This is a genomic window from Lacrimispora sphenoides JCM 1415, from assembly GCF_900105615.1.
Lineage (GTDB): Bacteria > Bacillota > Clostridia > Lachnospirales > Lachnospiraceae > Lacrimispora > Lacrimispora sphenoides.
Map to the genome: position 1 here is coordinate 3,101,961 of NZ_LT630003.1, position 20,694 is coordinate 3,122,654.

19 protein-coding genes are annotated in these 20,694 nt (G+C 43.6%); 3 read left to right on the forward strand and 16 right to left on the reverse strand.

Annotation, left to right across the window (positions count from 1 at the left end; translation table 11 throughout):
• Positions 1-90 precede the first annotated feature (90 nt).
• Both BMX69_RS13985 and BMX69_RS13990 read left to right on the forward strand, forming a co-directional pair.
• Positions 91-552: a helix-turn-helix domain-containing protein gene (locus BMX69_RS13985; RefSeq protein WP_100042664.1), complete on the forward strand. Its 462-nt coding sequence runs from the start codon at positions 91-93 to the stop codon at positions 550-552.
• Between the two features lie 61 nt (positions 553-613).
• On the forward strand, positions 614-985 hold the full coding sequence (locus tag BMX69_RS13990; RefSeq protein ID WP_054791501.1) for a DUF4180 domain-containing protein: 372 nt from the start codon (positions 614-616) through the stop codon (positions 983-985).
• A gap of 80 nt (positions 986-1,065) precedes the next feature.
• On the opposite strand, the gene BMX69_RS13995 is transcribed toward BMX69_RS13990, so the two are convergent.
• Positions 1,066-1,713 (reverse strand): cytidylate kinase-like family protein, encoded by a 648-nt coding sequence (locus BMX69_RS13995; protein WP_025234549.1) that lies wholly within the window; start codon positions 1,711-1,713, stop codon positions 1,066-1,068.
• A gap of 77 nt (positions 1,714-1,790) precedes the next feature.
• Complete coding sequence (locus BMX69_RS14000) at positions 1,791-3,086, reverse strand: galactokinase (protein ID WP_100042665.1); 1,296 nt, start codon at positions 3,084-3,086, stop codon at positions 1,791-1,793.
• Positions 3,087-3,374: 288 nt separating this feature from the next.
• Here BMX69_RS14000 and mnmL point away from each other — a divergent pair, with 288 nt between their 5' ends.
• Positions 3,375-4,319: a tRNA modification radical SAM protein MnmL/YtqA gene (mnmL, locus tag BMX69_RS14005; protein WP_100043859.1), complete on the forward strand. Its 945-nt coding sequence runs from the start codon at positions 3,375-3,377 to the stop codon at positions 4,317-4,319.
• Between the two features lie 2 nt (positions 4,320-4,321).
• On the opposite strand, the gene BMX69_RS14010 is transcribed toward mnmL, so the two are convergent.
• The 14 genes from BMX69_RS14010 to BMX69_RS14065 all read right to left on the reverse strand — a co-directional run bounded on the left by BMX69_RS14010 (position 4,322) and on the right by BMX69_RS14065 (position 20,479).
• On the reverse strand, positions 4,322-5,500 hold the full coding sequence (locus BMX69_RS14010) for a CapA family protein (protein WP_100042666.1): 1,179 nt from the start codon (positions 5,498-5,500) through the stop codon (positions 4,322-4,324).
• Complete coding sequence (locus BMX69_RS24480) at positions 5,412-5,618, reverse strand: hypothetical protein (RefSeq protein WP_166433196.1); 207 nt, start codon at positions 5,616-5,618, stop codon at positions 5,412-5,414. The genes BMX69_RS14010 and BMX69_RS24480 overlap by 89 nt, the downstream gene beginning before the upstream one ends.
• 296 nt (positions 5,619-5,914) lie before the next feature.
• Entirely contained in the window at positions 5,915-6,031 is a 117-nt protein-coding gene (locus tag BMX69_RS25040) for a putative holin-like toxin (protein ID WP_330387433.1), read from the reverse strand.
• 329 nt (positions 6,032-6,360) lie between these two features.
• Positions 6,361-8,439, reverse strand: a complete 2,079-nt coding sequence (locus tag BMX69_RS14015; protein WP_100042667.1) for a DUF5054 domain-containing protein — start codon at positions 8,437-8,439, stop codon at positions 6,361-6,363.
• Positions 8,426-9,697: a CehA/McbA family metallohydrolase gene (locus BMX69_RS14020; RefSeq protein ID WP_100042668.1), complete on the reverse strand. Its 1,272-nt coding sequence runs from the start codon at positions 9,695-9,697 to the stop codon at positions 8,426-8,428. Before BMX69_RS14020 ends, BMX69_RS14015 begins: the two co-directional genes overlap by 14 nt.
• A 12-nt stretch (positions 9,698-9,709) precedes the next feature.
• Positions 9,710-10,576, reverse strand: coding sequence for a carbohydrate ABC transporter permease (locus tag BMX69_RS14025; RefSeq protein WP_025234555.1), 867 nt, complete (start codon positions 10,574-10,576; stop codon positions 9,710-9,712).
• A gap of 16 nt (positions 10,577-10,592) precedes the next feature.
• On the reverse strand, positions 10,593-11,492 hold the full coding sequence (locus tag BMX69_RS14030) for an ABC transporter permease subunit (protein WP_100042669.1): 900 nt from the start codon (positions 11,490-11,492) through the stop codon (positions 10,593-10,595).
• Between the two features lie 33 nt (positions 11,493-11,525).
• Positions 11,526-12,998 carry an ABC transporter substrate-binding protein gene (locus BMX69_RS14035; RefSeq protein ID WP_100042670.1) on the reverse strand — a complete coding sequence of 491 codons (1,473 nt, stop codon included), beginning with the start codon at positions 12,996-12,998 and terminating at the stop codon, positions 11,526-11,528.
• 296 nt (positions 12,999-13,294) lie between these two features.
• Positions 13,295-14,395, reverse strand: a complete 1,101-nt coding sequence (locus BMX69_RS14040) for a GntR family transcriptional regulator (protein WP_054791495.1) — start codon at positions 14,393-14,395, stop codon at positions 13,295-13,297.
• A gap of 171 nt (positions 14,396-14,566) precedes the next feature.
• Complete coding sequence (locus BMX69_RS14045; protein WP_100042671.1) at positions 14,567-16,012, reverse strand: 6-phospho-beta-glucosidase; 1,446 nt, start codon at positions 16,010-16,012, stop codon at positions 14,567-14,569.
• A gap of 288 nt (positions 16,013-16,300) precedes the next feature.
• Complete coding sequence (locus BMX69_RS14050; protein ID WP_100042672.1) at positions 16,301-17,143, reverse strand: DegV family protein; 843 nt, start codon at positions 17,141-17,143, stop codon at positions 16,301-16,303.
• Positions 17,144-17,355: 212 nt separating this feature from the next.
• Positions 17,356-17,646, reverse strand: a complete 291-nt coding sequence (locus BMX69_RS14055; protein ID WP_054791494.1) for a hypothetical protein — start codon at positions 17,644-17,646, stop codon at positions 17,356-17,358.
• A gap of 168 nt (positions 17,647-17,814) precedes the next feature.
• Complete coding sequence (gene htpG, locus BMX69_RS14060; RefSeq protein WP_054791493.1) at positions 17,815-19,818, reverse strand: molecular chaperone HtpG; 2,004 nt, start codon at positions 19,816-19,818, stop codon at positions 17,815-17,817.
• Positions 19,819-19,981: 163 nt separating this feature from the next.
• Positions 19,982-20,479, reverse strand: coding sequence for a DUF5721 family protein (locus BMX69_RS14065; RefSeq protein ID WP_054791492.1), 498 nt, complete (start codon positions 20,477-20,479; stop codon positions 19,982-19,984).
• Positions 20,480-20,694: the final 215 nt, after the last annotated feature.

Below are 20,694 nucleotides of genomic sequence, written 5' to 3' on the forward strand. Positions count from 1 at the left end.
ACCGCCAGAAATAAACGCTTGACATATTACCTATTATACCTTATTATTACTTTTATAAAGTATTTTAAGGAATAACAAGGAGTGATTAATATGGAGGAAAAATATTATTCAGTGGAGCAAATATCAGAAATGCTCAATATCCACCCAAAGACAATCCAGCGCTACATCAGGGAAGGCAAGCTGAGAGCAGGAAAGATCGGAAAAAGCTGGAGGGTGACCGGACATGACTTAAGTGTTTTTATGGAAAGCACAAAATTACAAAGCGGGAAGGAAACCAGCCATTCTTTTAAAAAATCCGACTATGAAATAAAGGTGTCTTCTGTAATTGATATCGACGTCGAGGGTATGGATGATGCCATTCGTATTATGAATACTGTTACTGCCGCGCTGAATACCAATCTCCCGGAATATGGCCATCCGACCATGCATGCACAATTTCTGGAATCAGAATGCAAAGTTCGTGTCACCATATGGGGGAACATCCAATTTGCACAGGCAATCATTCAGTTAATTATGGAATTGGTTGAAACCATTAGACAGGAGGATTATTAATGAAGCCCATACAAAATAAGGTATAACAGAACCATTTCAGAGAAAGAAGGATTTAGATGAGATGAATATAAAAACAATAAGAAACCAGAATATTGTAATTCTTAATAAGGACGAAAAGATATCCACGGCTCAAGATATACTTGATATAATGGCTTCGTCCCAATACCAATGTGATTGCATCGGCATGACCCTGTATAAAGAAAGCCTTTATGAAAGCTTCTTTGATCTTAAAACAGGTTTAGCAGGGGAAATCCTGCAGAAATTTTCAAACTACCGTTTTAAGCTCGCAATCATAGGGGATTTTTCAAACTATACCAGCAAAAGTCTAAGGGACTTTATTTATGAATGCAACAAAGGAAACCAGATTTACTTTAAGAATGACTTAGATAGCGCCTTATCGGCGCTGGTACCGGAAAAATCCATGGAACGTTAAAACTGGTTCCATGATATACCGTTAGGCATGGAAACGGCGGCTTTGAAATCACAATCAAAGCCGCCGTTTTATGCGTTCCTTTATAGCTCAATTCCTCTAAGCTTAATATAATCCTTAATCAGCTTCGCGGTCTGCTCTAAGTCAATGCTGCTGGTATTGATAATCAGATCATAATTGTTCCAATTTTCCCAGTTTTCGCCGGTATAGTAGCGGTAATACTCCTTCCGCTCCCGGTTAATCTTCTTTACCCGCTTAGCCGCTTCCTTTTCATCAACCTTATCCACTTCCATGGTGCGCTTGATGAGGGTTTCCGTGTCTGCGTAAACAAAGATTTTTACCAGGCCCGGAAATTCTTCCTTTTCACGGCCTAAGATATAATCCCCGCACCGTCCGGCAATAATGCAGGACTCCTCCGAAGCCAGCTCTTTTATGACCTGGGACTGGAAACGGAACAGATTCTCCGGTTTCACAATGTCCGCATCCGTAGAGGGTTTCCCAAGCTGGGGCTTTAAACCGCTTACGATCTTATAAAGCAGATTACTTCCCGCCTTTTCATCCGCCAGACGGAAAAATACCTCTCCAACTGCGCTTTGCTCCGAAGTTATGGACAAAATCTCTTCATCATAAAAATGAATTCCCAGCTCCTCTGCAAGGGCTTTTCCCACGATTCGGCCGCCGCTGCCGTACTGCCTTCCTATGGTGATGACCAGATTTTTCTTTTCTTTCATAATGCCTCCTTCTGCCCACGTTCTTTTCTAACGTTTCTTAATTATATTTTACTCCAATTTGGCAGAATTTACAATTATTATTGATTGATTATCTCATTAAAGCAGATGGCTCCATATGGCCTGATGCTCATTCGGTAAGCATTGCCCTCTCCCATTGCTTTCTCGATATAGGAAATATATTCTTCTACCAGCTCATTAGGCAGCATGGTCATGATAACACCGGCAAATCCGCCTCCATGTATTCTGCATGCACCTGTATTTTTCTCTTTCAGGAAAAGTTCCGTAAGAGCCAGGGCAATGGTGATTCCCTGCTCCTGGAAACTGGTGTTGGTAAAGCAGTTCTGCAGCCATTTCCAGGAGGAATTTCCAGATTCGGTAATTTTCTTTAAAAAGTCCTCAAACCGGTTTTCTTTTAAAGCTGCCACTTCTTCCTCTACTCTCTTATTCTCTTCAAAGAAATGGAGGGCGCGAAGGACAGAACGGTCACCGGCAAAATCCCTGATTTCCTGTAAATTGTCAATGACCTCTTTTTCCGTGATTTCAGCACATACTTCTTTTCCGAAGAATTCTGCGACCTTTTTCATTTCTGCCGGAACCGAGGAATAATCTGCGCTTAAATCCGCATGGCCTTTTCCTGTATTGACAATAATAAGGCTGTGATTCTTAGAGCCAAAATCAAAATCAATCTTCTCTACAACCGGAACTGCCGGGTCCTTAAAATCAATGGTAATAAGTCCCCCTACTGCACATGCCATCTGATCCAAAAGGCCGGAAGCCTTGTCCCAGTACACGTTTTCAGAAAACTTGCCGATATGGGCATATGCCACGGCATCCATGGCGCTATTGTTAAAGAATGTATTTAAAATAGAGCAAAGCAGCATCTCAAAGGAAGCAGAGGAGCTGACACCTGCCGCACTGATGACATTGCTTGTTACGCAGGCATCAAAGCCGCCGATCTCATACCCTTCCTCTAAGAAGCCCTTTAAAAGACCTTTTACCAGGTCAATGGTTCCTGCCTTCTTATCGCTTGGAGCTAAGTCATCCAGATCGATCTCAAAGCTCTGGTTATAAGTTTCACTGATAATATTCACTTTTCTGCTGTTGTTTTTTGCAGCTACTCCCACACAATCCAGATTAATGCTTCCAGCCAGCACTTTTCCATGGTTATGATCGGTATGGTTTCCGCTGATCTCCGTGCGCCCTGGTGAGGAAAACAGCATCACATCATCCTCCGGAAATTTCTTCTGGAAGTTTCCTATAAGGCTCTGATAACGTTCAATGTTCTCCCTGACTGCCTCTTTTCCATATAAAGCAGTCATAAGCTTTTCAGACTCCTTAGACTCCAGCAGCTGAATCGTATCACTTATCTTCATGTCACTTGTTCTCCTTTTCCGATTTACTGCCCATGCTTTTGGGCTGGGCACGCCCAATTTATATAGTAACCTGGAAGGTTTCCCCCATTCATTGACAAAGCATTGTCATTGCTACGAGTATATCATAAATGCCAAAGATTTCACAATATAATATTTTACGAAAACCTATAAAATAATTTGACAGGTCATCCGGGAGACCCGTATAATGAAACAAGCAAAATAAGTGCGAAGGAAATACCCCATTGGCATACCTTCATGCCCAAAAACGTGGGCGGAAAAGAGGAAACCATGTTCTGGAACGAAAAACCTTACCATTCCCTGGACTATGAAATGAAAAAACAATACGGACAAAAAGTCTATAAACTGGCTCTTGACGGCGGCATGACCTGTCCTAACCGGGATGGGACCCTGGGAACCGGGGGATGCATTTTCTGCAGCGGCGGGGGATCAGGAGAATTTGCGGAATCCTTAAACCTCCATCCCTCCGTCACGGAACAGATTGAATCTGCCCGCAAAAGGATCCAGGCTAAAATAAAGACCGAAGAAGGCCTTTTCATCGCCTATTTTCAGTCTTATACCAACACCTATGCTCCCGTTCCCTATCTGGAAGAGCTGTTTACCCAGGCCATCTGCCATCCGGATGTGGCGGTCCTCTCCATTGCCACCCGTCCCGACTGCCTTCCGCCTGATGTCATAAATCTGTTAAAAAGATTAAATAAAATAAAGCCTGTCTGGGTAGAGCTGGGGCTTCAGACCATCCATGAATCCACAGCAGATTATATCCGCAGAGGATATTCCCTTCATACGTTCTATGAAGCCTACCAGAATTTAAAGGAAGCCGGTCTTACGGTCATCGCTCATGTCATTTTAGGGCTTCCAGGAGAAACCAGGGATATGATTTTGGAAACTGTAAACTATCTGGGTCATCTGGGAGAACATGGAATCGATGGAATTAAGCTTCAGCTTCTTCATGTGTTAAAAGGAACTGATCTTGCCTCAGAATATGATAAAGGCCTGGTTCCTGTCTATACCCTGGAAGAATACACAGATCTGGTGATCGACTGCATCGCCCTCCTTCCGACCGGGGTGGTCATACACCGGATCAGCGGAGACGGACCGAAAAAACTTCTTCTTTCGCCTTTATGGAGCGGAAATAAAAAGCTGGTCCTCGGCACTCTGGCTAAACGGCTAAAAGAACGAGGCATCTGCCAGGGTGACAGATACCTCGTCTGAGTTTAATTGTTATGATTGTGAATAACGCCGTTTTCATCAATTGATACATCAAAGGATAAGCTCTGGAAATACTGGTAAAATTCCCGGATCTCGTCTTCCTGGGTCAGCTTCCTGGTATATCCTGCCTTTGATGTCCCCGGGACTAAGGACAATGTGGTGCTTCCCTGGGCAAAATCCACCTGTGCCCTTATAAGGGCTGTCTTTGGGATGCTGCTTCCAAAGATGAAATTTCCCAGGCTGTAGCAGATAGGCTTGCCGTTGTAATATTCAATTCCCTGAAGAACATGAGGATGGCTTCCCATCACTAAGTCAGCTCCTGCGTCGATGATCTGCTTTCCCAAAGCCCTCTGATATTCCTGAGGCTTCTCATCACGCTCCACACCCCAGTGAACATAAACTACCAGATAATCACAGATTTCTTTTGCCTTTTTTATTTCTTCCAGAAGGATGGTGGGATCATAACCGCTTACCATGCCTGGTTTTTTGCTGTTCGCCACCCAGTCAGGATCGGGATAGACCCTGGACGCTCCCAGAAAGCCTATGGCCTTTCCATTCACTTCTATCTTCTCAAGCTGTTTGGCACGGTTCATATCAGGGCCTGCCCCCACGTACTTAATACCGGCTCCATCCAGGGCCGTGCAGGTATCCACAAGGGCATCTGTTCCATAGTCAAGGGAATGGTTATTGGCCAGAGTAACGATGTCAACTCCGATTTCATTCATCAGGGAGACTTTGGAAGGCGGCAGTCGGAATGTAAACTGCTTATCCGGTGCAGCAGAGCCCCTGTCGCTGAAAGGAAACTCCTGGTTGGCCATAAAGATATCCGTATTGCTGATTTCACTTCGATATCCTTCGTCCAGGACACCATTCATGTCCCCCACCTTATCATAAGCTGCCATCACATGACTAGATAGTAATATATCACCTGCAAAGAGGAGCTGAACGGCTGATTTTTGCTCTGTTTCTTCCTCAATTGGAGCGGTTTCTTCCTGAGACTGGGATTCTTCCACCGTCAGGACTTCCGTTTCCCCTGATGTCTCAGGCTCAGAATGGGTCAGGCTTTCCCTTGGAACGGCCTGCTTTCCATTCCATTCACCTACCCCGATCCACCCGACAAGCAAAATAAACAGCACTATGGGTAGGAAAATCAGAATCTTCATCAGCCCATTTTTTTTCTTCATCTACTCCTCCTGATTGTTGACTATTTCCACATGAGTTTTCATTTTTCATTACTTTTTCCACAAAAACCATGGGTTTTTCCATAACTTTTCTTTCATATTTCTCTGGATTATATTCCATTTTTTTATCTTACACTGGTTCCATGGATTTGTCAAATATTCCCTTTTACTTGCATGCCTGAATGGTAGAAACTTTTTATATATTCTCTATTCGATTGAAATTTCATGAAACCTGTTTTCCATATTGAGTTTTTTAATTTTGAAGAGAGTCAAAAAATAACTTGAAATTTAGATAGGAATTGATTATAATAAAGGTGAAAAGAAAGCACTCACTCCAAAAGTGGATGCTCTCGGTTATTGGCTTAAAATGTCCTTACGGACACCGCCCATCCCGTGTGCTGACAGGATGGGCATTTTTTATTTTCTCTTGTTTCTCTTATCGAGAAAGGTGAGAACCGCTATCGTCAGGCCACCAAAGGATATTAGCAAAGCTAATATTCCAATGAATGTCGAAATAATTTCGTATACTGTCATTGGCGTTTCCTCCTTTCTTATGTATTCCGATATCATATATCGGTTTTACAAATCCGGGAGGCTTAGCCACTCCTGTCATGAGTGCTTTCCAATATTTATTTTATCATGAGAACATATGTTTTTCAATCAAATATTTTTGAATCTTTCTGAATGAAAATGGGCTATATTCTTATCTCTGTCAATAGTTTAAAAAATCTTTACGGTCACAGCCCAGCCTGTTGGCAAACAAGATGGACTGTGTCTATTTTCTCTTGTTTCTATAATCGGGAAAGATGAGAACCGCCATAATCAGGACACCAAAGGATATTAAGAAAGCGCCCCACCTTATTCTATTCCTTATTTTGAACGCGTAATACATACCGGAACCTGCAGTCTTCCTGGCACCACATGGAAAAATTAGTTCCCCATTTATTGTTAAACAGGCAATAGGAAAATCCCTTTTTCATATCCGGAAGCTCCAGACAACCGCCATACAGCCGCCTTCCTCCCACACTTACCAGAGGAGAATCAGTATTATGTATTTCTATGGTCCCATCCGCCCCGTCATAGACCAGCTTTTCTATGCAGTGCTGCCTCCGGTTTCCTCCTTTTACTACCTTAAGAGGAGAGATTTCCTGATCCATGATCTTCATCTTCCAGAGATAAGGATTTTCAACATCAAGATTAACATCAAACCAAAGGGCTTCGGGCATTTTATTGGCATCTTTATTTTCCCATAAAAGATCACACAATAATTCTTCTCCAAACCTGTAGGTAATCCACGCCCGCTCAGGGCATCCATATTCCCTTACAGCCGCCGGGTTCCCTGCCAGACAGATCCTCACTACAGAATCAGACCTTCTCATCTCCCGCACTCCAAAGGTATAATTCCGGTTAGTAAGTCCCTCCACAGTTTCCAGTCCGGGCTTTGAAAAATCTGCTTCTGACCAGGCCATATTTTCCTTAAATGCATGATTGTACTCATAATATTCCGATGTCGTATCCGTAGCTCCATAGGTTTCATAAGAAAAACGGCCAAAGCAGCCTGACTGGATCCAGACCTTTCCCTCCTTTTCCAGATATACCATTGAGCCGTTACCATCAAACGCCGCTTTCCAGTCCTGTATGGAAACGATCTCAAACGGATGGACCTCTCCTCCCTCTTCCCATGTCTCCACTTCTGTAACCGGAGTCCAGGTTAGCGCCTGCCTGGCTTCCTCTTTAAGCTCCTCCGGCAGCAGCCGGACCGCTTCGAGTAAGTAGGCCCGCTGTTCCTCATAGGAGCTTTCGTACCGGTCATAGGTGCTCTCCAGATGATCCACACCTTTCTCCTTATATATGGCATGTAATAGAGCTGCATTTCTTTCCGTAAACATATCCTCCGTTACATGATTTTCTTTTCTGGCTCTCTTAAAATCTTCCTTTTCCCAGTTTTTAAAATCAAACAGGTGCTTCTTATAATCCAGCCCCCACGTATGTTCGCATACCATCAGAAGGTTTTCCATAAAACCATGGAATTCCGGCCCTTCATAATCAAACTTCCCCTGTCTTTTCCATTGATCCTTAAGGCCCAGAAGCCGTCTGAAGCCGCTGACCTTGACCGGATCTGAGGCAATGCCGTGAATCCAGGTGTCCCCGATTTCCTCCGTTATTACGGGAAGCTCTTCCCTTCTTTCCCAAAGCTTTCCTGCATAAGCATCCAAAGTGGAGGCTTCCACTGCTGCACCTGGATATTTCTTTTCCAATTCCTCTAATTGACTTAAAACATCTTCCCTGGTGGGAAGGCCCAGATTATCTCCTAAAAAAACAAACTCCAGAACATCCTCCATACCCTCCATATAACAGGTCGAGCCATAAACAGGGGAATACTGGACAAGAATCTCGCTGGTTCCTGACCGCCATACAAAGCTTTTGGGAACCATTGGGTTCATGGATGAGGCATTTACTCCGATATGCAGATATCGCTTCCCATGGCGGGCCATGATTGGCACCATGGCTTTCGTATGACCAGGCACGTCAGTAAGTTTTGCAGCCATGGTCTTTCTTCCAAACTCTCTGTCCAGTCTGTCCCCATAGCTTAAGTTAAAATTCATCAGGTCAGCATCCATCAGTTCCGTATGAGTAGTAAAGGCCAGTCCATGCCAGCTGATATCTCCTCTCATCAATGCATCTTTCAGTTTCTGCGCTTCCGCCTGAGGCGATTTTTTTAAATACCGGTCAATTAAGAATGCCCCTAAGGTCCAGATAAACCGTTTCCTTCCATCCTGGTTTAAATCCATGGCAAGCCTGATGGCTTCAGGAATAAAATCCTGGATATAGCTGGAAAGAACACGGTCTGCAAGATCCGTAAATCCCATATCAAAATGGGTCATGAATACTACATGTACCCTTTTAATTGTTTCATTTGTCACTATTTCATTCTTTGTCATTTTTTTCACCTGTTATATAGTAAGGATTGGAAAGGAGCACCGGAATATAAGGATACCCCTTAAGAAAGCTCCGCCTGATCTCAGCCCTGAGATATCCGGCTTTTCCGGCAGTTCTCTGAATGGAAAGCCGGCCCGATCCGCAGGGGATTTCTTCCCTGCCGTCCTGGGAAACCAGGAACAGGATATCGCCCTCGCGTAAGTTTCCGAAATTAAACATGATTTCGCTTTCTTCCGGGATCTCATCTCCCATGAGAGCCTCCCCGGCCCAGGTTTCCATCATGGGACCTTCCGGAGATATGGTCAGAAAGGAATGGCCTTTTTTAAGTCCTTCTAATATATCCTCGGCGGAATTTGAAAGGGCGTACACGCAGGTACAAGGAGAAGCCGGCATTCTTCCCGGTTCATATTTATGAAAATCGCTGCCCCCTGTTATTGGGATCCTTTTCCCCTCCTTAAGCCTTTCATCCCACCAGGCCAGGCAGGCCTGGTTGCTCTCCGTCATCAAGCCTCCGTTCCAAACCTCCACCCCGTCAAAGGGAACCTTCTCCAGCCCCCACTGCCAGCCGCACCAGGGACAGAAGGGATGGTTTAATACCGTAAAGGCACCGTTTTCCCTTGCTTCCTCTACGATTTCTACGGTCCTTTCCAGGGAATTGGAGAGAAAGCTTTTATATGGACGATTCCTTCCCAGCATTCCCATATGTCCTTTGTAATGGGTCCACTCCACTCCCGGAATCATGGTTACCTGGTCCGTAGAACGAAGCTGGTAATTGTGGGCATAATTGTTATGATCCGTAACAAACAGGAAATCCAGCCCTTCTCTTCCGGCAGCAAGTGCCAGTTCTTCCGGAGTCATATTTCCGTCGGAGCCGCTGGAATGAAGGTGGGTATCTCCCTTATATAGCCGCAGGCCTTTTAAATGGAACGTAATTTTATATGTAATTACCGTTTCCTGTTCTTCTACCTTGTAGGCTCCCAGTAGTATGCTCCATTGTCCCTGCTTTACAGGAACCGACGCAAAGCCAGCCATGCTCCTGTGATCTGAAATAACGATCCGGCTCCGGTCAGAGCCGGACCAGCCGATCAATTCTCCCGTATCATTTAACAGGCCGAAATCAATGATAGTTCCGTTCCTGTCGTAATCGTACGATAGTTCCATGGCCTCAGCCTGATCCGGCACGAAAAACGGTACCTCTAAATACAGCCCTTCTTCCTCTTTTAATACTGTCCTTTGAAATGTGATTGTCTTTTCCTTCATTTCGGTCCTCCTTTAACCCTTAACGGCCCCCATGTTTATGCCCTCCATGAGAAATCTCTGAGCAAACATATAGATGATCAGCAGCGGTATGGTTGAAATCACGATCGCCGCCATTATCGCATTGTCCGGAGTTGCCGCCGTTCCCGATGTGGAATCCACAGACATGATCATCTGCTTTAACATCAGAGGAAGAGTATACTTTTTCTCGTCCGTGATCAAGGTCGCGGGAAGCATGATAGAATTCCATCTGGCTACATACTCCATGAAGAACACAGTCGCAAATCCAGGAAGGGATATGGGCATATAGATACTTCCGAATATTTTCAACTCTCCTGCCCCGTCCATTCTGGCTGATTCCGCAAGAGAATAAGGGACCGTCTCAAAGTAATTTCTCATCATCATGATGCTGAAACCGGACACCAGTCCGTTTAGTACCAACCCCTGATAAGTATTTAACAATGACAGCTGCTTATTGAGCTGGTAAACGGATATCAAAGTTAAGTCCCCCGGCACCATCATGGTGAGCATGATGAAGGAGGAAATAAAATTTTTAAAAGGAAGGCTCTTTTGTATCAGAACATAGCCTGCAAGGGCTGACAAAAGAACCTGGATCACAGTACCCAAGGTGGTTATAAAAAGGGAATTTAGGAACGGTCTTGCCATCTTGGTCACCCGGAACACATAGAAAAAGCCTTCCAAACTGAATGTTGTCCACCACAGCTTGATCCCGCTTTGTGAGGAATCAAGGGCTGTTGAAGTGGAGACTACAAATACATTCCACATGGGAAGAAACATGGTAAGAAAAATGGCGGCCGTCAAAAACAAAAACAGTACTCTCCAGAAACCTGTTAAACCTTTTTTATCTAGATTATTTTTCATATCTCTGCCCTTTCCATCAGGAATAAATCTCATCATATTTCAGCACTTTTCTGACCGCCGAGGTAATCAGCAGGGTTGCGAATAATACGACGGTCGCAGCCGCCGTAGCAGTCCCCACATTAAACTGGATAATGCCCTGTTCGTAAATTAATACCAGCAGGTTTTTTACCTTATCGCTGATGGAGGCATTCATCATAACAAAAATCTGGTCAAAGTTCCGCAGGATTCCCATGACCGACAACACTGCTACCACCTTCATGGTGGGCACAATGACCGGCAGAGTGATGTATCGGATCTGCTTGATTCTTGTAGCACCATCCATTCTGGCGGATTCATACAGGGCCGAATCGATTCCGACCATGGCGGCCAGGAACAGGGCCGCAAAATAGCCGGCCCCTTTCCATGCACCTGTAAAAATCATGATGGATCTGGCGAAACGTCCCTCCGACATAAATACCATGGGAGAATAACTGGTTCCCATGAAAGCCCTCATAATGCCGTTTACCATGCCTGCAGGCGATAAAATGGAGATCCACAAACCTCCTACCACAGACCAGGACAGAAGATACGGTATGTAAGTAACCGTCTGGAACAGGGATTTGGGTGCCTTGCTTCTGATCTCATTCAACAATACAGCGATTAATAGTCCCCAGACAAACTGCAGGAGAAAGGTTCCGCCTCCTACTGTAAGACTGTTAATAAACGCCTGTCTGTACTGCCTATCCCCAAAAATCTCCTTGTAATTGCTAAACCCTACTATTTCATAGCCGCCTAAAAGCTTTACCTTTTGAAAGCTTTTTATGATTCCCAGTACCAGCGGATAATAGGAAAATACAAGGAAGTAGATGAGAACTGGTATCAGCAGCAGATAGATCTCCTTATACCGCAATATCCTTTTCTTAAGCTGTCCTTTCAAACCGATACCTCCTGTCTTTTTTGGGGATTGTGATTACCGGTCAGTCACTTTCCGGTCAACAAGCTCTTTTCTCATGCCGCTAAGCCCCTCCTGGGTGGTAACTTCTCCTTTGATGATCTTGATCCCCCATTTGCCCACGATTTCCTTGTAATCCGCTTCATTAGGAATGATCCTGTCAATGGTTGCATAGCTGCTGTAGCTTAACGCCTCTTCAACTCCGGGATTGAACCCGAAAATCGGCTTGAAATCCTTATAGATCGGGAATGGAGCGCCATGGTCATTGCCGTGCTGAGCTCCTGTTTCCGTCAATTCAAATTTCCCATCTGAGCCAGTATAATCATAGCCTGAAATTCCGGTTGAAAGAAGATTTCCGCCTTCCTGCGTTGCAAAATACTCTAAAACCTTCATGGCTCCGTCTGGATTCTTTGCATTGGCAGGAACTGCAAACAAACTGGCGCTTCCTTTGACCAGCATATAGCTTCCGTCAGGGGTCTTAAGTCCAGGAAGAGAAACGATCTCAAAATCTTCGGGAGAAATCCCCCCTGCCTTAGCATTTGCATTATGTAAACCAACCCATGCTGCCCAGTCTACCGTCAGAGCCGTCTTCTGAGAGGAGGCCCCCATTTTGGCTCTCATATCCTTTGTCTTATCTACAAAGGAGGATGGATCCAGCAGACCATCGTCATACAGCTTTTTAAACCATTCCCATACAGGTGCTGCTCCATCTTCTGAGTATGGCGCAAACCGTTTCCCGGAATCGTCCAGGACCACGCCGTTCTTTAAGCCTGCCGCCGCCATCCAGGGCTGTAAATCATAGGTTTCAGATAAAATGGAATCAAAGGGATAAAAGTCCGGGTCCTGGCTGCTTTCTTTTAATTTTTTCATCACATCATAATATCCATCCATGGTGGGCTCGATCTTCTTATAATCGATTCCGGCCTTTTTAAGAAGCGTGTTGTTTAAAGCCACTACCCTGTGGATCTCCTTTTTGTTGAAACCGGCGTAGATTTTACCGTCAATGGTGATGTCCTTCCACTCAGCCGGATCCACATTGCCGGTGAGAATCTCCGAACCATTTACCCGGTCCGTAATATCCATTAAGGCCCCCTGAGCTACCAGATTGGCATACTGGCTGGCAGTGATATAAATCAGGTCATAGGTCTCGCCGCCGCTTAATTTCTGCATCAGTACCTTGTCATAATCCGATGCCGGCTTTTCAAATTCAACCGTAAGACCTGTAGCCTGAGAAAGGGCTTCTGCAAAAAGCTTCATTTCCGCTTCATCCTTGCCTCCTGTATTGGCTGTCATGATCTTTACGGTGCCCCCTGCTTCTTTCCCCGGCTTGCTGGCTGCTTCTGTCTTACTTTCGTCTGTCTTACTTTCTTCTGCCTTACTTTCCTCTGTCTGGCTGGCTTTTGTGCTGGCGCTCTCCTGTTTTCCGCAGGCGCTTATGGAACACACCATAAGTGCTGCCGCGAGCAGTGACATGACTCTTCTTTTTTTCATTTTTTCTCCTTTCAATCCAACACTCTTTGGGACTACAAAATCATACTATATTATATTTTTGATTTTGTAAACCATATTTACGCAACTTTTACATATATTTTAATTAAAATATATGTTTTATTTATTTATAATACCATATCACACTTTTACTTTCAACTATGTATCGGTATTTTGTTACTAAAACACATAATCAATCAATATTTTTTATGCAATATTTACAAGAAATAAAAAAAGGGTACAGAACAATTATAATCATTGTTCTGTACCCTAATTATCACAGGAGCAAAATATATGTTTTAGTATTCGCAAAATATTCCAGGAACAAGACAATCCATCTGGCTGTAGGACGGATCTTTTTCTATCTGTTTTAACAGGATCCTGATGGCTTCAAAGGCAATTTTCTTTTCATTCTGCTTTATATGAGTGAAATGAGGACCTCCGGGTGATAAATAATCTTCGTCAATGCAGCATACGGTAATTCCCTTCCATTTTCCAAGCCATCTGGCAATTCCATATTCGGCGCAGATTACCGCATCCAAGTCCTTATTATCATCAAGATACCGTTCAATCTTCCCGCTGAGGCCAATATCAAGATCATCTGAATAAATATTTATTTTTTCAGCCCCTTCCAGACAGCATTCCTCCATATTCTCGACCCCGGCAGCCCTTATGGCCTCACGGAATCCCTTTCTTCTGTCCTTAATAGATGAAGTGCCGTTTTCTGAAAATGTAATGAAGCCGATCTTTTTATTTCCTTTATGAACCAGATAATCCACCAGCTCTTTCATGGCAATATAGTTGTCTGTTCTTACGGATGGAACCGGAATCCCCTCCATTTTTTTATCAATCAGTATCATAGGAAATTCTTCAACCACAAGCTTTAAAATTGCCGTATTATAATAAATTCCATGACAGGGCATGACTATGATCCCACTGACGCCAAGCTCCTTTAAAAACTCTATTTCCTCTGTTTCTTTCTCTCTCTCTCCGTAGGAAAACCGGACGCAAAGCTTATAACCGGCCTCAGCCGCCATGGCATCCATTGCATACATCATGTCAAGCCCAAAACAGGAGGATACATGCTCCAGGACCAGGCCCAGCATCTTATCCCGGTCCGGGTTCTCATATCGTTCCGATGCAGCATCAAGGCAGTTTGTTAAAGTCCCTGCGCTCTTTACCGGAAGCTGTATAAAGCTTCCTTTCCCCTTGATCCGGTTTAAGTAGCCTTCCCCTTTCAGGGCATTTAAGGCATTGGTAATGGTTATGGTACTCACTCCATACTCAGCCGCTAATTCTCCTGTCTGGGGCAGACATGTTCCTTCCTCCAGCTCTCCGGCAAGGATCTTATTTTTTAAATCCAGATAAATTTTTTTATATAAAAATTGTTCTTTTTCCATCGGGCCCCTCAAACTTTAGTATTTTTATATATTATATCTTTTACTCTTACTATTTTCAACAAAAATATGTTTTTCCTTTTAATTTTAATAAAATCCATCAAAAAAAGCACCTTTTTAAGTCTGTCCGATCCCAAAAGGTGCTTCTCTTCCTCCACGTATGCTATTTTGCTATCAAGATCCGCTTTCCTTCAAAACAGCACCATTGCTTGCGATTACATTTTTATACCAATCAAAGGATTTTTTCCTGCTGCGTTTTAAGCTTCCATTTCCTTCATTGTCCTTATCAACATAGATAAATCCGTATCGCTTTTTCATTTCACCTGTAGATGCACTGACCAGGTCAATACAGCCCCAGGGGGTATATCCCAATAAATCTACTCCATCCTCATCCACAGCCTCGATCATTGCTTTTATATGCTCTTCCAGATAATTTATCCGGTAGTCGTCTATGATGCTTCCATCCTCTTCCAGCCGGTCCACTGCACCAAGGCCGTTTTCCACGATAAATAACGGTTTCTGGTAACGGTCATACAGAGTATTCAAAGTAACCCTAAGTCCAAGAGGATCGATCTGCCAGCCCCATTCCGATTCCTTTAAGTAGGGATTCTTAACGCTCTTCATCACATTGCCTGATGTGGATTCTGTGATAGCTTCCTCTGCCGTGCTGACACACCGGGATGAGTAATAGCTGAAGGAAATAAAGTCCACCGTGTGCTCTTTTAAGATTTCATCGTCCTCCGGACCTGTTTCAAGCTTTATTCCTTCCCTCTCAAACATTTTCTTTGCATAGGCAGGGTACTCTCCCCTGGCCTGTACATCAATAAAGAAATAATTATCCCTGTCTTTCTTTATGCTTTCCCAGACATCCTTAGGATTGCAGCTAAAGGGGTAGAAATTTCCTGCGGCAAGCATGCAGCCTATTTTAAAATCCGGATTAATCTGATGCGCCAGTCTGGTTGCCATGGCAGAAGCCACTAATTCGTTATGGGCAGCCTGATATTTCACCTGCATTTCATTTTCTCCTTCAGAGAACCGGATTCCTGCACCCATAAACGGCAGGTGAAGAAGCATATTGATCTCATTAAATGTGATCCAGTAAGTCACCTTATCCCTGAAACGGCGGAAAATAGCATCGCAGTATTTTACAAAACAATCAATGACCTTTCGGTTTTTCCAGGAATCATATTTTTCAACAAGAGCCAGCGGCATATCAAAATGGCAGATGGTCACTACCGGTTCGATCCCATACTTTAAAAGCTCATCAATGAAATCCTCATAAAACTTCAGCCCTTCTTCATTCGCCTTCTCTTCTTCCCCAGTTGGAAAAATACGGGACCAGGAAAAGGAAAAGCGATAGCATTTAAATCCCATTTCTGCAAATAAGGCGATGTCCTCCTTATAATGATTGTACATATCAATGGCTTCCCTGGAGGGATAATAGGAATCTTCCGGCAGCTGCCTGTAATCCTTCTCCCCCTGCATAACCGGAAGACGATTCTCTCCCCATGGGATCATATCCACAGTTCCTATTCCCCGGTTTCCTTCCTTCCAGCCGCCTTCGCACTGGTTTGCCGCAGTGGCTCCTCCCCACAAAAAGTTTTCTCTCATAGTTCCCATCCTTTCTTTTTATAATACAGCTTTTGAGAGACTGATTTTCGGCCTCTCATAAAACGTACTGTCTTTGAACCTTATCAGGCAGAAAAGCGGATTACGAATATCCCGTTGACTGCTGTATTCCAGATTCTTTAAAATAAAAAACTGGTCATATTTACGCCTTGCCTGAGCAAAAGTATAAATATAACCAGTTATGCCTGCACATTAATTACAGTTACACCTAGTCAAACTCTCTATTTGTGAGCATTTTAACATATTTTTCCAAACTTGTAAAGTATTTATCAAATATCGCTATAGCGTCAAGATGATTCCGCCGTCATTGGCATATACCGTAGCAACTCCGGCTGTTTCTACAATGAGCACATCCTTAAATACGGCCTGCTTGAGCATCTCCTGCTTTACATGCTCTGCCCGTCCCGGATTATTACAATGAGCAATTGTCAGAACCTTATCTCTGGTTTCTCCTCCGTCCTTAATGGCAATCTCCACCATGCGGGCCAGCGCTTTATTGATTCCCCTTGCCTGGTCCAGCTTGATGATTACGCCTGAGTTAGCACCCATAACCGGCTTAATGTTTAAGGCAGTGGCAAAAAATGCCTGAAGACCGGTAAGTCGTCCATTTTTTCGTAAAGTATCCAGACTTTCCAATACAAAATAGGTCTTCATATTCTTGATGAAGGTCCTTGCCTTCTCTTCAATTTCTTCAAAGGGCAGAGATGCCTGGCAAAGGGACTGGACGTAAAGAGCGATATTTAACTGTCCGGCTGAGGCTGAATCCGAGCCAAGCACAGCGATCTTTTTCCCGTCATTCCCGTGTTCTTCTTCATAGAGCCTTTTTCCCAGAACCGCACTGTTATAGCTGCCGCTTAAATGCTCGGACAGAGTGATAACAAAAATCTGATCCACGTCGCATTCAAAGGCTTCTTTATAAAACTCCGGTGACGGACATGCTGTTTTAGGACACTCGCTGCTGCTTTTTACCAGCTCTAAAAAACTCTTCTGGTCAAAGGTCTCGTCATCGATTACGTGAGTATTTCCCACTTGCAAAGTAAGGGGAATTATCTGAAAGTGAGGATCTTTCTTTAGATCTGCCGTAAGATCCAGGCAGCTGTCCCCAATGATTTTATAGCTCATATCTCTATCCTTCCTCCTGGCGAAAAACTTATCATGTAGTATTCATTACCATATATTATAGAGAAACCAGACTCGGATGTCAATAGAATAATTTTACATGATCCGGCTGTTATGAGAATGAATCTTAATGATGCAAAAATAAATTTTTTTCATAAAAAAGGACTTATACCAGGAAACTTCCAAGGTACAAGTCCTTATCTTATCATCAGATATTATTCCTCTTCCTGCGCATCAAATACTCCTACTGCGCTTATGCTGGAACAAACGACCACTACGACAACAAACAGGATCAGAAGCGTAATTCCCCCGAAAAACCATATGAAAAAGGTCACTCCAAAGTCCTCAGATGTTCCTTCTGCCGGTAGGTTGGCCTCTGAAGCAGCAACTGTCTCTGCGTGAGACACCAGTGCGGCTCCAGGTGCAGCTCCTGCGAATATGCCCAGCATGAGAGCGATCATCAGACGCAGCATCGCCTTTCTCATCTTCATAGTCTTTTCCTTCATTAAAGTTTCTCCTTTCCATGCCCATGCTATCTGGGTATTAGATACATGCCCAATACAGCGGGGGCAGGTTCCCCCCTAAGGTATTTTCCCCTGCCAATTTTAAATCGCTGTATCTAATATAGCACAATCGGACGAAAAAAGATATCCCTAAATCCAAGGATTCCCGTTCTATTCCTCTGCCATCACAAGCATCAGTTCATTGCTTCTGGCAATAAATTTCGTCATGCGCTCCGGTGTCAGAGAACCATGGCTGAGAGCCGCCAGATCATAAAGCTGTTCGCAGATAGAATTTGTGTGGGCTCCGTCTTTGTGTCCCAGTATATATTGCACCAGCTTATTGCTGTAGTTAAGAACCAGGGTCTCACCGCCTGCGCCAAACATGGAAGGATCCATTCCTGGCATGGTATACATCTTCATCATTTCCTGCATGCGGCGGGATTCCTCAGATACGGTAATCATGGATGATACATTTCCGTTCTTTAACTTCTCCACCTTTACTTCCAGATGTTCTTTGTTTAATGCTTTGCGGAACAGTTCGGTCAGGGTCTCTGCATCTGCCTTCATGGCTTCCTTATCTTCTTCCTTTACCTCTTCTTTAAAGATGTCGGATAAGTCAGAATTGATGCATAAGAACTTAACATTCTCATTCTTTTGTTCCAGATAGCCTACAAACGGACTGTCAATATTATGGGTTAAATAAACCGCATCTAAGCCTGCCTCTTTAAACATGTTGATGTACTGGCTCTGCTCTTTTTCATCGGAGATATAGAATACGCTGTTTTCATGCTTCTCCTTATTCTCCTCCAGACAATCGGAAAGAGTTAAATACTTGCCGTCCAGATTCTTAAACAGGAGGGAATCATTGATCTTCTCCGCAAACTTCTCGTCTTTTAAACAGCCGAATTTAATAAATGGATTAATGTCATCCCAGTATTTTTCATAATTTTCACGGTCTGTCTTAAACATACCGGTTAATTTATCCGCAACCTTCTTTGTGATATAGTCAGAAATCTTCTTCACAAAACCATCGTTCTGAAGAGCGCTTCTGGATACGTTAAGCGGCAGATCCGGGCAATCGATCACTCCCTTTAACAGCATCAGGAATTCCGGAATAACTTCCTTGATATTGTCAGCAATAAATACCTGGCTGTTATACAGCTTAATGGTTCCCTCCAGGCTGTCATAATTTAAATTCAGCTTGGGGAAGTAAAGGATTCCTTTTAGGTTAAAAGGATAATCCATATTTAAGTGAATCCAGAATAAAGGTTCCTTGTAGTCATTAAATACCTTGCGGTAGAAGGACTTGTACTCCTCCTCTGTGCAGTCGTTTGGATGCTTGTTCCACAGGGGATTGATATCATTGACAGGTACCGGACGCTTTTTAATCTTATATTTTTCTTTGGCAGGAGATACCTCTACGACTTCCTTCTCACCATTTTCGTTCTCTTTTTCCTCGGTCTCTGCTTCCTCGAGGATGGTTTCGATCACAGTGTCCTTATCGGTCAGCTCATCCTTTTCAATGGTCTCATACTGAGGCTCTGAAGATGAACTGGATAAATAGATTGCCACCGGCATAAAGGAACAGTATTTATCAAGAACCTCTTTTGCTCGGTACTCGTTGCAGAATTCCAGGCTTTCTTCATTGAGATACAGCTTAATGGTAGTACCAAACTCTGCCTTGTCCCCTTCTTCCATCTCATATTCCGTACCGCCGTCAGACTCCCAGTGAACCGCAGAAGCGCCTTCCTTATAGGATAAGGTATCAATCGTAACTCTGTCAGCTACCATGAATGCGGAATAAAAACCAAGTCCGAAATGACCGATGATCTGATCTTCATTGGCCTTGTCCTTATACTTTTCAAGGAAATCCTGGGCGCCTGAGAAAGCGATCTGGTTGATGTACTCATCGACTTCCTCCATGGTCATTCCAAGGCCGTTATCCTTAAAGGTAATGGACTTTTCATTGGAATCTGTAATGATCTCGATCTTAAAATCCAGATCCTCCGGCTTCTGCCATTCTCCCATGATTTCCAGCTTCTTAAGCTTTGTAATAGCATCGCAGCCATTGGAAACAAGCTCGCGGTAGAAAATATCATGGTCGGAATACAACCATTTCTTGATAATCGGGAAAATATTCTCGCTGTTAATTGTTAAACTTCCTGTCTTTGCCATATTAGAACACTCCTTACTCTTTTTTCTATTTCAGTTCCATGTTTCCATGGAATTTTCACAAATTTGTAAACTTATGGATCATACCTGCAAAGAATATTTTAATACGCTGTAATGGAAATGTCAATAGAAAATCAGCACTCAATTAAACTGAGTGCTAATAATTCTATTCCTCCAGAAACGGAATCTCATTTTGTTTTAAAAATCCTTTAAACGCCTGATCCCATTCCTCATCTAAGGTCTTATCAAGGGTAAAGACAGAAACCGAGGTTCCTGTCACGCAGGAAAGCTTATCTTCCTCATAGCGGATATTGAGGTACAGCCCCTTCACCTGATCGGGTGTAAAGGCAATCTGGCGGGAGGCAAGAAAGCGCTCGGTACCTTCCTTTGACATCTGCAGGATGATCCGGAAACTGACAGGAAGTCTTTTTCCTTTAATTAATGAAAAACAAAAGGGCTTCATCATAGCCCAGGTAGAAAGCTGTCCCGTATTCATTTCCTCCAGTTCCTCTTTGGAGTAATAAGCGGAACGGATATTTCCATCGATGGTAAATGTATTAAAGGTAACAATAACAGCTTCCTTTGCAAGGAACTGGTCAAACACTTCCCCTACGAACAGCTTGGAGGTAAAGAGCTTGAGGTCCTCAATTTTCAGTGCGATCATGGCAATTTCTCCCCATTTTATAATCTCTATCCGTTAACTATACACCGGATCCTCCCAGACTGTCAACGCAGGAATTCCCACGATCTTCGCTATTCCAAACAGTTTTTTTCTGTGGTATACTATTTTCACATAAGCAATGAGCAGTGCAAAACAGGGTACAAAAAAATTTTCGTCGTGCCCGCACGTAAGAAAATTTATTTGCACCCTGTTTTATA

Bases quoted from the DNA above. Each gene is read 5' to 3' on its own strand.
- BMX69_RS13985 (WP_100042664.1), top strand. From the start codon at position 91: ATGGAGGAAAAATATTATTCAGTGGAGCAAATATCAGAAATGCTCAAT.
- BMX69_RS13990 (WP_054791501.1), top strand. From the start codon at position 614: ATGAATATAAAAACAATAAGAAACCAGAATATTGTAATTCTTAATAAG.
- BMX69_RS13995 (WP_025234549.1), bottom strand. From the start codon at position 1,713: ATGAAAGAAAAGAAAAATCTGGTCATCACCATAGGAAGGCAGTACGGC.
- BMX69_RS14000 (WP_100042665.1), bottom strand. From the start codon at position 3,086: ATGAAGATAAGTGATACGATTCAGCTGCTGGAGTCTAAGGAGTCTGAA.
- mnmL (WP_100043859.1), top strand. From the start codon at position 3,375: ATGTTCTGGAACGAAAAACCTTACCATTCCCTGGACTATGAAATGAAA.
- BMX69_RS14010 (WP_100042666.1), bottom strand. From the start codon at position 5,500: ATGAAGAAAAAAAATGGGCTGATGAAGATTCTGATTTTCCTACCCATA.
- BMX69_RS24480 (WP_166433196.1), bottom strand. From the start codon at position 5,618: ATGGAATATAATCCAGAGAAATATGAAAGAAAAGTTATGGAAAAACCC.
- BMX69_RS25040 (WP_330387433.1), bottom strand. From the start codon at position 6,031: ATGACAGTATACGAAATTATTTCGACATTCATTGGAATATTAGCTTTG.
- BMX69_RS14015 (WP_100042667.1), bottom strand. From the start codon at position 8,439: ATGACAAAGAATGAAATAGTGACAAATGAAACAATTAAAAGGGTACAT.
- BMX69_RS14020 (WP_100042668.1), bottom strand. From the start codon at position 9,697: ATGAAGGAAAAGACAATCACATTTCAAAGGACAGTATTAAAAGAGGAA.
- BMX69_RS14025 (WP_025234555.1), bottom strand. From the start codon at position 10,576: ATGAAAAATAATCTAGATAAAAAAGGTTTAACAGGTTTCTGGAGAGTA.
- BMX69_RS14035 (WP_100042670.1), bottom strand. From the start codon at position 12,998: ATGAAAAAAAGAAGAGTCATGTCACTGCTCGCGGCAGCACTTATGGTG.
- BMX69_RS14040 (WP_054791495.1), bottom strand. From the start codon at position 14,395: ATGGAAAAAGAACAATTTTTATATAAAAAAATTTATCTGGATTTAAAA.
- BMX69_RS14045 (WP_100042671.1), bottom strand. From the start codon at position 16,012: ATGGGAACTATGAGAGAAAACTTTTTGTGGGGAGGAGCCACTGCGGCA.
- BMX69_RS14050 (WP_100042672.1), bottom strand. From the start codon at position 17,143: ATGAGCTATAAAATCATTGGGGACAGCTGCCTGGATCTTACGGCAGAT.
- BMX69_RS14055 (WP_054791494.1), bottom strand. From the start codon at position 17,646: ATGAAGGAAAAGACTATGAAGATGAGAAAGGCGATGCTGCGTCTGATG.
- htpG (WP_054791493.1), bottom strand. From the start codon at position 19,818: ATGGCAAAGACAGGAAGTTTAACAATTAACAGCGAGAATATTTTCCCG.
- BMX69_RS14065 (WP_054791492.1), bottom strand. From the start codon at position 20,479: ATGATCGCACTGAAAATTGAGGACCTCAAGCTCTTTACCTCCAAGCTG.